Origin of the sequence: Pseudomonas sp. Tn43 (genome assembly GCF_014192635.1) — a bacterium.
Taxonomy (GTDB): domain Bacteria; phylum Pseudomonadota; class Gammaproteobacteria; order Pseudomonadales; family Pseudomonadaceae; genus Aquipseudomonas.
Genome location: NZ_JACHYG010000002.1, coordinates 151,155 through 163,685 on the forward strand (window position 1 = coordinate 151,155; position 12,531 = coordinate 163,685).

8 protein-coding genes are annotated in these 12,531 nt (G+C 59.4%); 4 read left to right on the plus strand and 4 right to left on the minus strand.

Going from position 1 to position 12,531, the window contains the following annotated elements; genetic code table 11:
• Positions 1-8: 8 nt before the first annotated feature.
• Entirely contained in the window at positions 9-617 is a 609-nt protein-coding gene (gene lexA, locus FHW68_RS04975; protein WP_095634227.1) for a transcriptional repressor LexA, read from the minus strand.
• 229 nt (positions 618-846) lie between these two features.
• On the opposite strand from lexA, the gene FHW68_RS04980 reads away from it, so the two are divergent.
• Positions 847-1,554, plus strand: coding sequence for a TetR/AcrR family transcriptional regulator (locus FHW68_RS04980; protein WP_095634226.1), 708 nt, complete (start codon positions 847-849; stop codon positions 1,552-1,554).
• A 157-nt stretch (positions 1,555-1,711) separates the two neighbouring features.
• Positions 1,712-2,722 carry a beta-N-acetylhexosaminidase gene (nagZ, locus tag FHW68_RS04985; protein ID WP_260296362.1) on the plus strand — a complete coding sequence of 337 codons (1,011 nt, stop codon included), beginning with the start codon at positions 1,712-1,714 and terminating at the stop codon, positions 2,720-2,722.
• Positions 2,723-2,832: 110 nt separating this feature from the next.
• On the opposite strand, the gene FHW68_RS04990 is transcribed toward nagZ, so the two are convergent.
• From FHW68_RS04990 to mfd, 3 genes are read right to left on the minus strand one after another with little or no spacing between them, the layout of a single operon-like run.
• Positions 2,833-5,523, minus strand: coding sequence for a DEAD/DEAH box helicase (locus FHW68_RS04990; protein ID WP_183679128.1), 2,691 nt, complete (start codon positions 5,521-5,523; stop codon positions 2,833-2,835).
• A gap of 1 nt (position 5,524) precedes the next feature.
• Positions 5,525-6,100: a CsiV family protein gene (locus FHW68_RS04995; RefSeq protein ID WP_183679131.1), complete on the minus strand. Its 576-nt coding sequence runs from the start codon at positions 6,098-6,100 to the stop codon at positions 5,525-5,527.
• A 10-nt stretch (positions 6,101-6,110) separates the two neighbouring features.
• Positions 6,111-9,560: a transcription-repair coupling factor gene (mfd, locus tag FHW68_RS05000; RefSeq protein ID WP_183679133.1), complete on the minus strand. Its 3,450-nt coding sequence runs from the start codon at positions 9,558-9,560 to the stop codon at positions 6,111-6,113.
• 353 nt (positions 9,561-9,913) lie between these two features.
• On the opposite strand from mfd, the gene FHW68_RS05005 reads away from it, so the two are divergent.
• Both FHW68_RS05005 and FHW68_RS05010 read left to right on the plus strand, forming a co-directional pair.
• Positions 9,914-11,377, plus strand: a complete 1,464-nt coding sequence (locus tag FHW68_RS05005; RefSeq protein ID WP_095634221.1) for a glyceraldehyde-3-phosphate dehydrogenase — start codon at positions 9,914-9,916, stop codon at positions 11,375-11,377.
• A gap of 191 nt (positions 11,378-11,568) precedes the next feature.
• Positions 11,569-12,513: an FAD:protein FMN transferase gene (locus tag FHW68_RS05010; RefSeq protein WP_260296363.1), complete on the plus strand. Its 945-nt coding sequence runs from the start codon at positions 11,569-11,571 to the stop codon at positions 12,511-12,513.
• Positions 12,514-12,531 lie beyond the last annotated feature (18 nt).

Consider the following 12,531-nt stretch of genomic DNA (forward strand, 5'->3'; position numbering starts at 1 on the left):
AGCCTCCTTTAGCGGCGAATCACGCCGACACTCAAGCCTTCGATGACCAGTTCCTGATCTTTCAGGTTGACTTCGATAGGGGCGAATTCAGGGTTTTCAGCAATCAACCAGACCTTGCTGCCGTCTCGCTTGAAACGCTTGACGGTCACTTCGTCACCGATTCGCGCCACAACGATCTGGCCGTTGCGGGCTTCGCGAGTGGTATGGACGGCCAGCAGGTCACCGTCGAAAATGCCGATGTCCTTCATGCTCATGCCATTGACCCGTAGCAGATAGTCAGCGCGGGGATGGAAGAACGAGGGGTTGATGTTGCAGGATTCCTCGATGTGCTGCTGGGCGAGGATCGGCGCACCGGCAGCCACCCGGCCGATAATCGGCAAGCTGGACTCGTCGGCCTTGGCTTCGAAGCCGGGAATGCGGATGCCGCGGGAGGCGCCCGGAGTCATCTCGATCGCCCCCTTACGGGCCAGCGCCTTGAGGTGTTCTTCTGCCGCATTGGGCGACTTGAAACCCAGTTCCTGAGCGATTTCCGCGCGGGTCGGCGGGTAGCCGTTGTCTTCGAGGCAACGTTTGATGAAGGCCAGAATCTCTGCTTGGCGTGGCGTCAGCTTTAGCATATTGATCGCTCTGTCTTTTTATACAGTGACTGGGATTATATACAGTGAACCGGTCTTGGCAATGCCCCTTTTTTTGTCGGCCGCTGGACGGTCATTTCGCTCGCCGATTGAAGCGGCGCTGTTGTATGGTTAAATACCTGACCGACCATTCCCAAAACGAACCGCCATACTTGACAAGGCCAGGGCTGAAACGTATGTTTCAAACAAGTGTTTGTCAGGCGGAGTAGCCATGGCCCAGTCGGAAACCGTTGAACGCATTCTCGATGCTGCCGAGCAGTTGTTCGCGGAAAAAGGTTTTGCTGAAACCTCGTTGCGTCTGATCACCAGCAAGGCCGGTGTCAATCTGGCGGCGGTGAACTATCACTTCGGATCGAAGAAAGCGCTGATTCAGGCCGTCTTCTCGCGTTTTCTCGGGCCATTCTGCCTCAGTCTCGATAAAGAGCTGGAGCGCCGTCAGGCCAAGCCAGAGAACAAGCCGTCCCTTGAAGAGTTGCTGGAGATTCTTGTCGAGCAAGCGCTGGTGGTGCAGCCACGCAGCGGCAACGACCTGTCTATCTTCATGCGTTTGCTGGGGCTGGCTTTCAGCCAGAGCCAAGGGCACTTGCGTCGTTATCTGGAAGACATGTACGGCAAAGTGTTCCGCCGCTACATGATGCTGGTCAATGAGGCAGCGCCACGCATTCCCCCGATCGAGCTGTTCTGGCGCGTGCACTTCATGCTGGGTGCCGCGGCGTTCAGCATGTCGGGGATCAAGGCTTTGCGTGCGATTGCCGAGACCGATTTCGGCGTCAACACTTCCATCGAACAAGTCATGCGTCTGATGGTGCCGTTCCTGGCCGCTGGCATGCGGGCTGAAACCGGCGTCACCGACATTGCCATGGCCACCGCGCAGTTGCGTCCACGCAGCAAATCGACTCCGGCCGCCGCCAAGGTTTAACCGCACACGGGTGGGCGCGGCAGCTGACATCCGCTAAGCTAGCCGCCCATGACGACTCTCGTTCTGAACCCGCTCCTCATTGATATCGCCGACCTGCCGGGCGCAGCCCATGGCGGCGAATGCGTGGAGCCGGGTTTATCGTAATCAAGGAATCTCTATGACTGCTGGCCTGCAAGGCTCGTTGATGGTGGACGTCGCCGGTACCTGGCTGACGGCTGAAGATCGCCAATTGTTGCGCCAACCCGAAGTGGGTGGCCTGATCATTTTTGCCCGCAACATCGAACACCCGCGCCAGGTGCGCGAGTTGAGCGCTTCGATCCGCGCCATTCGCCCCGATCTTTTGCTGGCGGTGGATCAAGAGGGCGGTCGGGTTCAGCGGCTGCGTCAGGGCTTCGTGCGGTTGCCAGCCATGCGTGCAATTGCCGATAACCCGAATGCCGAAGACCTGGCCGAGCAGTGCGGCTGGATCATGGCCACCGAAGTGCTGGCGGTCGGTCTCGACCTGAGTTTTGCCCCGGTCCTGGACCTGGATTACCAGCGCAGTGCAGTGGTCGGCACCCGTTCGTTCGAAGGCAATCCCGAGCGCGCTGCTTTGCTCGCCGGTGCATTTATCCGCGGCATGAACAGCGCCGGAATGGCCGCCACGGGCAAGCATTTCCCTGGGCATGGCTGGGCCGAAGCCGATTCCCACGTCGCGATTCCCAGCGACGAGCGCAGCCTCGAGGAAATCCGCGCCAACGACCTGGTGCCGTTCGCGCGATTGAGCAAGCAACTGGCCGCCGTCATGCCGGCCCACGTTATTTATCCACAAGTCGATTCCCAGCCTGCAGGTTTCTCCCGTCGCTGGTTGCAGGACATCCTGCGTGGCGAGTTGCAGTTCGATGGCGTGATCTTCAGTGACGACCTGTCGATGGCCGGCGCCCACGTGGTCGGCGATGCCGCCAGTCGCATCGAAGCGGCGCTGACTGCCGGTTGCGACATGGGCCTGGTGTGCAACGATCGCGCCGCTGCCGAGCTGGCCTTGAGCGCCGCCCAGCGCTTGAAGGTCAAACCGTCGGCGCGTATTGCGCGGATGCGCGGGCAGGCGTACGCCAGCACCGAATACCGTCAAGACCCACGCTGGCTGGCGGCCATCGGCGCGCTCAAAGAAGCTCAATTGATTGATTAAGGGCTTTTCGTCGTGACGGTTTACCTTCGCGGGTAAGCCTGATCTCCTACGGATACCGTAATTTCCTGTAGGAGCGAGGCTTGCCCGCAAAGGCAATCTACCGATCACCGCTACTTATCAATTTTCTCCGGCAACGGCGCAAACAGCGCCTCGATATCATCGCTCTGCAACTTCCAGTCGCCGGTTTTGCGCCCATCCAGTACACCTGCGGCCAGATCGGATTTTTCTTTCTGCAGATGCTGAATCTTCTCTTCCACCGTGCCCCTGGCGATCATCTTGTAAACGAAGACAGGTTTCTCCTGACCAATGCGATACGCACGATCCGTCGCCTGGTTTTCCGTCGCCGGGTTCCACCAGGGATCGTAGTGGATCACCGTATCGGCTTCGGTCAGGTTCAACCCCACACCGCCGGCCTTCAAGCTGATCAGAAAGATCTGACGCTTGCCGCTCTGGAATTCCTTCACTGGCGTGCGTCGGTCGCGGGTCTGGCCGGTCAGGATCGCATACCCTACGTCACGTCTTTTCAGCTCATCCTCGATCAGCGACAGCATGGAGGTGAACTGTGAAAACAGCAGAATCCGTCGCCCCTCCTCGAACAATTCCTCAAGCATTTCCATCAGGCTATCAAGCTTGCCGGAAGTACTGCCGCGCGCGGGCAGGGTTGCATCGTTGACCAGGCGTAAATCGCAGCACACCTGACGCAGTTTCAGCAACGCCTCAAGAATGATGATCTGGCTGCGCGCCACGCCTTTGCGAGTGATCTCGTCGCGGACTTTCTTGTCCATGGCCAGGCGCATGGTTTCGTACACGTCGCGCTGCGCTTCGTTGAGCTCGACCCAATGGACGATCTCGGTCTTCGGCGGCAGTTCGGTGGCTACCTGTTCCTTGGTTCTGCGCAGCAGGAACGGTTTTATCCGGCCGTTGAGGTGCTGAAGTCTTACCTCGCTGGCACGCTTTTCTATCGGTACACGGTAATCGCGGTTGAAGCTTTTCACGTCGCCGAGCCAGCCGGGCAGCAAGAAGTGAAACAGCGACCACAGCTCGCCCAGATGATTTTCCAGCGGCGTGCCACTCAGGCACAGGCGCTGGCGAGCATTCAGCTCGCGAGCCGCATGGGCAGCCTTGCTGTTGGGGTTCTTAATGTACTGCGCTTCATCGAGCACCAAGACGTGCAACGGCTGTGCGGCGAGGCGTTCGACGTCCTTGGGCAGCAGTGCATAAGTGGTCAGAATCAGATCATAGTCGGCCAGATCGCCGAAATGCTTCTTGCGATTGGCGCCGTACAGCGCCAGTACTTTGAGCTGAGGCGTGAAGTGCGCGGCTTCGTCGAGCCAGTTGGGAATCAGGCTGGTGGGCATGACTACCATGCACGGTCGATCGAGGCGCCCGGCATTCTTTTCGCTCAGAATATGCGCCAAGGTCTGTAGGGTTTTGCCCAGGCCCATGTCGTCCGCGAGAATCCCGCCGACTTCCAGTTGCCTTAACGACTGCATCCAGCTCAGACCTTCCAGCTGATACGGGCGCAAAGTGGCATTCAACCCTTCGGGCGCCACTGCGGTGTGGTCCTTGATGTCACGCAGGCGCTGGGCAAAGGTGCGGATCTGTTCGCCACCTTCCCAAAGTAACGGCAGGCCTTCCAGCGGGTTCAGCCGCGTGGCGTCGGCCTTGCTCAGGCGTAGCGTGGTGTCGCCGGGCTCTTGCAGATAAAACTCGCCGAGTGTCGCCAGCACCGGTTTTAGGCGGCCGAAGGGCAGGGCGACCTGCAGTGGGCCTTGGTCGGTGCTGCGACGCTGCGGGATGTTCACCAGAATCAATTCGTCGTCGCGGCGTCGGGCGAGGCGTTCCGGGTTGAGAAGCTCGGTATGAGAGCGCATCAGGTTCAACAGGATCGGTAACAGGCTCAGCCGTTCGCCATTGACGATGATCCCCAGTTCCAGATCAAACCAGTCACGCTCCGGAGCCTCCTCGACGGTGGCATACCAGTCATCCACGGCGGTCAGGTCGAAGCCGAAATCTTCGTCGATCTGCAGCTCCCACCCTTGGGTGCGCAGCTTGGGCAGCTCGTTGAGGGTGAAAGTCAGCCAGGCGCTGTCGTTGACCATCTCGTAGAGTTCGCCGGCACTTTCCGGCAAAGCCTTGCTTTGTCGGGTGGCGACCTTGAAGCCGAGAATTCGCAGCTGTTCCCTGTAGGCTTGTTCGACTTCCGGGTGACGTTTTATCCGCAGCGTCTGCGTCTCCTGACGAATCAGAATGTCAGTGTTTTTCTGTCCGCTGACGTATTCGTCCAGATAACTGAAAGACAGCGCCGCACGATGCTGGATGTAACGCTGCATTTTGCCGTTGCGCGGTTCAAAGGCGCTGAATTCGATGCTCGCCAGCCACAGGCGCGGTACCGGTTGCACGTTGTCCACCAATACTTGCGGCGGCGCTTTCGGGCTACGGTTTTCCAGTACAGCCTGAAGTTTTTCCAGCAATTCGGCGTCTTTCGCCGCCGCCGGGTACGCAAGGGTTTCCTGCACTTGCAGCAACACCGCCGCGCAATGTTTGCAGTTGCTGTGGACCGGACAGGTGCAGGTGGCGTCGATCATCAGCAACGTGCCTTTGGCCGACTCGCGCAGGCGAATGATCTGACGGTAAACGTTACCGCCAGAGCCTTCGCAACTGGCGGTGATGGTGGCATCGCCGACCTGGACGATCCTGACGCGGTTTTCCAGTGCGTAGCGGCGGCCACGCTCCAGGCTTTGTTCCTTGAATCGGCTGACCCAGGATGTTGCCAGGGGTTTGCTCAGGGGCGGGGGCATATCAGTCCGGAATTACATCGGGGACTGGCCGAGGCGCAGGGGCTGTCAGCGAGGTGATCTTGATCAGCAGGCCCAGGTGGCCATTGTCGAGGAAGTTCAGCTGGCCGTTCTTGGTGTGGCTTTCCTGCTTCAGGCGTTCGCTGGCGGTGACCAGGCCGTTGGCATCGATCTGGTTGACCCAGAAGTCTGCATCGACGTCAGTGAAGCGCCCCAGTTTCAGGTTCAACGTGCCCTCGATCGGGAACTGGCCAAACTGTTCCTTGCCCTCGCTGATCGCCACTTTGCTGGCTTCTTCGCCCAGGTTCTGTTGCCAGGCCTTGTGCAGCAACACCGTGTAGTTGTTGCTGGCGCTGAGCTTTTCCACTTCGGCGTTCAGGCTGGGTGTGCGAAAGCTTTCGGGGCTGATGCGTTGAGCACCGGCAGCCCAGTCTTCCGGTGCGGCGTGGCTGACGATGGCGGGCACGGCGTTTTGCCGCACCAGAATCATTTCAACCTGATACAGATCATCGGCAAATGCCGTCGAGGCGAACGGCGAAAACAACGATATCAACAAGGTCAGTGAGCGAAACAGGCGCATACGGCGTCCTTCAAGCAGTGGTCGGAATGAGGCGCTCGAATAGCGCCTCTACAGTATTGAAACGTTCTTCCGGGCGCTCCATGGGGACCTGGAATTTGAACATCGTGGCGCCTTCGAATCTGTAGCGTTTGGGTTGGCCCTGGATCAGTTTGATCAGCGTCAGTGGGTCGACCGGAGTCTGTGCCGCGAACTCGATTCGGCCGCCTTGCGGGCCGCCGTCGACTTTCTTGATGCCCAACTTTTCAGCCTGCAATTTCAACGCCGTGATCCGCACCAGGTTCTTGGTCGGTTCCGGCAGCAGGCCGAAACGGTCGATCATCTCCACTTGCAGATCCTTGAGGCCTTCCTCATCGGTGGCCGAGGCGATGCGTTTGTAGAGGATCAGTCGCGCGTGAACATCCGGCAGGTAATCCTCGGGAATCAGCGCCGGTACACGCAGATTGACTTCCGGACCGCCACCCAGCGGTTGATCGAGGTTCGGCTGTTCGCCCTTGCGGATCGACTTCACGGCGCGCTCGAGCATTTCCATGTACAGCGTGAAACCGACGGCCTGGATCTGCCCGCTCTGGCCATCGCCCAACAGTTCGCCGGCACCACGGATCTCCAGGTCGTTGGTCGCGAGCACGAAGCCCGCGCCGAGATCCTGGGTGTTGGCGATCGCTTCCAGGCGCTTTTCCGCGTCGGGAGTGATTTGCTGGCGCGGCGGTGTCAGCAGATAAGCATACGCCTGGTGGTGGCTGCGACCGACCCGGCCGCGCAATTGGTGCAGCTGCGCCAGGCCGAACTTGTCGGCGCGCTCGATGATAATGGTGTTGGCGCTCGGCACGTCAATGCCGGTCTCGATGATAGTCGAGGCGATCAGCACGTTGAAGCGCTTGTGGTAGAAGTCGCTCATCACTTGTTCTAGATCGCGTTCACGCATCTGCCCGTGGCCGATGCCGATCCGTGCTTCCGGCACCAGTTCGGCGAGGTCGGCGGCGCATTTCTCGATGGTTTTCACGTCGTTGTGCAGGTAGTAAACCTGACCGCCACGCAGCAGCTCACGCAGCAGGGCTTCTTTTACCGTGCTCTTGTTCTGCTCCATGACGAACGTGCGTACCGACAGGCGACGGGCCGGTGGCGTGGCGATGATCGACAGGTCGCGCATGCCCGACACCGCCATGTTCAGCGTGCGTGGAATCGGCGTGGCGGTCAGCGTCAGGATATCGACTTCGCTGCGCAGCGCTTTGAGCTGTTCTTTCTGACGGACACCGAAACGGTGCTCTTCGTCGATGATCACCAGGCCGAGGTTTTTGATTTTGACGTCGTCCTGCAGCAGCTTGTGTGTGCCGATGACGATGTCGATCTTGCCTTCGGCCAGGTCCGCGACCGCGGCGTTGACTTCCTTGGCCGATTTGAAGCGGCTCATCACTTCCACGCTCACCGGCCAGTCGGCGAAGCGGTCGCGGAAGCTGTTGTAGTGTTGCTGGGCGAGCAGGGTGGTCGGCACCAGAATCGCCACCTGACGACCGCCATGCACGGCGATGAACGCTGCGCGCATCGCCACTTCGGTCTTGCCGAAACCGACGTCGCCGCAGACCAGGCGATCCATCGGCTTCGGCGCGAGCATGTCGGCGCGCACCGCTTCGATAGTGGTTTGCTGGTCCGGGGTTTCTTCGAACGGGAAGCCGGCGCTGAAGGTCGCGTAATCGGCTTTCGGGTCGGCGAAGGCATAACCTTCGCGAGCGGCGCGGCGGGCATAGATATCGAGCAACTCGGCGGCCACGTCGCGCACCTGTTCGGCGGCTTTGCGCTTGGCTTTCTGCCAGGTCTCGGAGCCAAGGCGGTGCAGCGGCGCCAGGGCATCGTCGCTGCCAGTGTAACGGGCGATCAGATGCAGGTTGGCTACCGGGACGTACAGCTTGGCGTTCTCGGCATATTCAAGGGTCAGGAATTCGGCGGCTTGATGGTCGATTTCCAGGATCGTCAGCCCCAGATAACGGCCGACACCATGATCGATGTGCACCACCGGCGCGCCTTCGCGCAGTTCGGTGAGGTTTTTGATCACTGCATCGTTGTTGGCGTCAGCGCGTTTCTCGCGACGGCGACGCTGCATCACGCGCTGACCGAATAACGGGCTTTCAGCGACCAGGGCCAGGGCTGGATCGTCCAGCAACAGACCTTCGTCGAGCGGTGCGATGGTGATCGCCAAGCGCTCCTTGCTCGCAACAAAGTCTGGCCAGCTGTCGACGGTTTTCGGCCGCAGCTTCAGGCGTTCCAGCAGTTCCAGCAGCACTTCACGACGGCCCGCAGACTCGGCGGTAAACAGCACGCGGCCAGGGAACTCGTCGAGGAAACCGGCCAGCGCCGCCAATGGCTGAGTGGCCTTGGCTTCGATGGCCAGGTTCGGCAGTGGTTGAGCCGGGAAGCGCTCGCGACCGACACCGGGTTCTACGTCCTGTTGACTGGCAACCACCCGGGGCCAGCTCTTCAGACGGGCAAAGCAATCTTCCACGGGCAAAAACAGCTCGGCCGGTGGCAGCAAAGGACGGGATGGGTCGACGCGGCGCTCTTCGTAACGATTGCGCACGTCGTTCCAGAAATTCTCCGCCGCCTGTTCGATGCCAGGCAAAGAAAACACTTGCGTGTCCTGGGGCAGATAGTCGAACAGGGTGGAGGTTTCGTCGAAGAACAGTGGCAAGTAGTACTCGATACCCGCCGGTGTAATCCCGCTGCTCAAATCCTGAAAGATCGGGCAGCGACGGAAGTCGACATCGAAACGTTCGCGAAAGCGCGCCTTGAAGCGGGTGACCGCGTCCTTTTGCAGCGGGAACTCTCGCGCCGGCAGCAGGCGAACGGTGTCCACCTTGTCGATGGAGCGCTGGTTTTCCGGATCGAAGGTACGCAGGGTTTCGATTTCGTCGTCGAACAGATCGATGCGGAAGGGCAGTTTGCTGCCCATTGGGAACAGGTCGATCAGCGAGCCGCGCACGGCGAACTCGCCGTGCTCATAAACTGTATCGACGTAACGATAACCGCTGGCCTCAAGCCGGGTGCGCATTTGCTCGACATCGAGTTTCTGGCCGACATCCAGTACCAGGCTGCTGCCAAGCAGGAATCTGGTCGGCGCCAAACGGTGCAGGGCCGTGGTGATCGGCACGACCAGCACGCCATGCACCAGTTCCGGCAACCGATACAGGCTGGAAATGCGCTGAGAGATGATGTCCTGATGTGGCGAGAACAGGTCGTAGGGCAGGGTTTCCCAGTCGGGGAAGTGCAGTACAGGCAAATCCGGGGCGAAGAAACTCAGCTCCTGTTCCAGCCGTTCGGCACTCTGGCTGTCGGCGGTCAGTAGCAGGGTAAAGCGCTTGGCAGCGCTGGCAGCCTCGGCGATGGCCAGGCTCAGGGCGGCACCGGGCAGGTTGCCCCAATGCTGTTTACCTGCCGCGGCAGGGAGAAGCGGTAGACGCAGAACGGGCACGGAAGGTTGAGCTCCAGCGTTGCGACAAAGTCGACAATTGTAACGGCCTCAGGTGCCGGCTGTCAGTTGCAGACTGTGTCTATATGCTCAGGTTGGGTGAAATGTAGTGGTAATGACAAAAACTGGCGCTTCGATACGGAAAATGTAGTGCCAAAACCACGGTGTGTTACGGAGGGTTACGGACACGGCAATAGTATCGTCGAAAAATTGACAGCGCTGAAAGCCCCGGTTTTACTGGGCTGGCGCGGGGCGTGATTTTTTTGAACAGGATTTTGTTACCGCCTGTGCGACAGGCGCGCATTGCTACCGGAGACACTCGGCGGCATAATGTAGCCCCTTTTTTCTGCCCCTACATGTGGAAGGTTACCGTGACTCAGAAGCCCGACCAGTGTCTTGGTGAATGGATCGACCGTGAAGCACTCGCAGAAGCGATGATTCCGCTTATCGGTCAGCTCTACCGCAATAACAACGTGGTGAGCTCGATCTATGGCCGCAGTCTGATCAACCAGTCTGTCATCGCGATTCTCAAAGCTCACCGCTTTGCTCGCCATCGCCAGTCCGATGACAGCGAATTGTCCGTCCACGAAACATTCCCGCTGCTCAAGGCAATGAGCGAGCTCAAGCTCGGCGCTGCTTCGGTAGACCTGGGCAAGCTGGCTGTCAAATTCAAAACCGAAGGTAATGGCCGTAGCGCCGAAGCGTTCGTCCGTGACGAGCTGGCCGATGTGGTCGGCAAGCAGAATGGTTCCGGTCGCACCGGCACCGACGTTGTCCTGTACGGCTTCGGTCGTATCGGTCGTCTGCTGGCGCGCATCCTGATCGAGAAAACCGGTGGTGGCGACGGCTTGCGTCTGCGTGCCATCGTTGTCCGCAAGGGCGCCGAGAACGATCTGGTCAAACGCGCCAGCCTGCTGCGCCGCGATTCGGTACATGGTTCGTTCAATGGCACCATCACCATTGATGAAGCCAATAACACCATCACCGCCAACGGCAACCTGATCCAGGTTATCTACGCGAAGAACCCGACCGAAGTGGACTACACACAGTACGGCATCAAAGATGCGCTGCTGGTGGACAACACGGGTGTATGGCGTGACGCCGACGGCCTGGGCCAGCACCTGGCCTGCCCGGGTATCGATCGTGTTGTTCTGACCGCGCCGGGTAAAGGCAAGCTGAAGAACATCGTTCACGGCATCAACCACGGTGAAATCACCGCTGACGACAAGATCGTGTCCGCCGCTTCCTGCACCACCAACGCCATCGTGCCGGTGCTGAAGGCTGTGAATGACAAGTTCGGCATCATCAACGGTCACGTCGAAACCGTTCACTCGTACACCAACGACCAGAACCTGATCGACAACTTCCACAAGGGTGATCGCCGTGGCCGTAGCGCCGCGTTGAACATGGTCATCACCGAGACTGGTGCTGCCACCGCCGCCGCCAAGGCGCTGCCTGAACTGGCCGGCAAACTGACCGGTAACGCGATCCGTGTTCCGACGCCGAACGTATCGATGGCCATTCTCAACCTGAACCTTGAGAAAGCCGCTACCCGTGAAGAGATGAACGAGTACCTGCGCTACATGGCGCTGCACTCCGATCTGCACAAGCAAATCGACTACGTCAATTCGCAGGAAGTGGTTTCCACCGACTTCGTTGGCTCGCGCCACGCAGGCGTGGTGGACGCCGAAGCGACCATCGTTCAGGACAACCGCGTTGTTCTGTACGTCTGGTACGACAACGAGTTCGGTTACAGCTGCCAGGTCGTTCGCGTGATGGAAGACATGGCCGGTGTAAACCCGCCAGCATTCCCGCGCTAAGCCTTAGCCGCACATGAAAACGCCCCGACTTTGATCGGGGCGTTTTTGTTTGGGTGATCGCGCAGGAGCGAGGGGTGCATAATGGCCGGTCTTGGCGTGGTTTCAGGGAGGGGCAGGGTTTGTTGAAATGGCGATGGTGCAGTGTTGTTGTCCTGATAAGTACCTTAACCGGCTGCGGCGATGGCGATTCGATGGAAAGTTTCGGCGGCCCGACCATGGGCAGCAGCTATTCGATCAAGTACGTGCGCTATGCCCATCTTCCCGCTCCGGCAGAAGTCCGCATCCAGGTCGAAAAAATCCTCGCTGAAATCGATCAGCAAATGTCGACCTATCGCAGCGACTCCGACATTGAACGCTTCAATAATTTGCCCGCTAACCGCTGCCAGACAATGCCCGCGCCGATCCTCGAACTGGTCCGCGTCGGCGAGCGACTGTCTTCGCTAAGCGAAGGCTCCTTCGACCTGACGGTGGAGCCGCTGCTCAACCTATGGGGGTTCGGGCCGCAAGCGCGAGAAGAAAAAGTGCCGAGTGCCGAGGCGCTCGCCCAGGTGCGGCAACGCGTCGGCCATAGCCACTTGCGCATCGACGGTGATCAGTTGTGCAAGGACGAGGCAGTCGAGCTCGACTTCAACAGCATCGCGGCCGGTTACGCGGTCGATACGATTGCCGCAAAGCTTGAAGAGCAGGGCATCCACAATTACCTGGCGGAGGTCACTGGTGAACTCAAGGCCGCGGGCAAAAAACTCGACGGCTCAGCGTGGCACATTGCGTTGGAAGAGCCCCGCGACGATCAGCAGGTCGCACAAAAAGTCATCACTATCGACGGCTACGGCGTGTCGACCTCCGGTGACTACCGTCATTATTTCGAGCAGAGCGGACGGCGCTATTCCCACACCTTCGATGCCCGCAGTGGTGCACCCGTCCTGCATACCCTGGCGTCAGTCACGGTCATTCATCCTTCAGCATTAATGGCCGATGGCCTATCGACGCTGTTGATGATTCTCGGTCCTGAACGGGGTTGGGACTATGCCGAAACCCATGATGTTGGTGCATTTTTTGTGATTCGTGCCGATACAGGTTTCGTCACGCGCACCAATCAGGCATTTGAGCGCCTGGCGGGTGAGAAAACCAAGTGATTGCGGCATCAAAAGCGT

Coding starts and splice junctions, on each gene's coding strand:
- lexA (WP_095634227.1), bottom strand. CDS start 617: ATGCTAAAGCTGACGCCACGCCAAGCAGAGATTCTGGCCTTCATCAAA.
- FHW68_RS04980 (WP_095634226.1), top strand. CDS start 847: ATGGCCCAGTCGGAAACCGTTGAACGCATTCTCGATGCTGCCGAGCAG.
- nagZ (WP_260296362.1), top strand. CDS start 1,712: ATGACTGCTGGCCTGCAAGGCTCGTTGATGGTGGACGTCGCCGGTACC.
- FHW68_RS04990 (WP_183679128.1), bottom strand. CDS start 5,523: ATGCCCCCGCCCCTGAGCAAACCCCTGGCAACATCCTGGGTCAGCCGA.
- FHW68_RS04995 (WP_183679131.1), bottom strand. CDS start 6,100: ATGCGCCTGTTTCGCTCACTGACCTTGTTGATATCGTTGTTTTCGCCG.
- FHW68_RS05005 (WP_095634221.1), top strand. CDS start 9,914: ATGTGGAAGGTTACCGTGACTCAGAAGCCCGACCAGTGTCTTGGTGAA.
- FHW68_RS05010 (WP_260296363.1), top strand. CDS start 11,569: ATGGAAAGTTTCGGCGGCCCGACCATGGGCAGCAGCTATTCGATCAAG.